Here is a 262-nt window from a genome sequence, read left to right as displayed (position 1 = left end):
ACCTCGTACAGCGCGCCGGAGGTGGTCTGGGTGGTCAGCAGGTGGATGATGCGCTGGCCCAGGCGGGTGAAGAACTGCGCGCCGTCGATGGGCTTGGCGCCGTCGGTCTCGGCCTGCGGATCGCCATCATGGATAAACACCAGGTCCAGATCCGAGCCGTGGCCGAACTCCAGGCCGCCGACCTTGCCGTAGCCGACGATGATGAAATCGGGGTCGCAGGGCGTGCCATCGGAACGAAACGGCCGACCATGACGCTGCACCG

At 66.4% G+C, this 262-nt stretch carries 1 protein-coding gene; it reads right to left on the bottom strand.

Features of this window, described 5'->3' with window-relative positions:
- Window positions 1-262, bottom strand: a 262-nt coding sequence (locus NDO48_RS29310) for a hypothetical protein (RefSeq protein WP_267322932.1), incomplete at both ends; no start/stop codon positions are given.

Source organism: Aminobacter sp. MET-1 (genome assembly GCF_026521175.1).
Lineage (GTDB): Bacteria > Pseudomonadota > Alphaproteobacteria > Rhizobiales > Rhizobiaceae > Aminobacter.
This window is presented reverse-complemented; position numbering and strand designations above follow the sequence as displayed.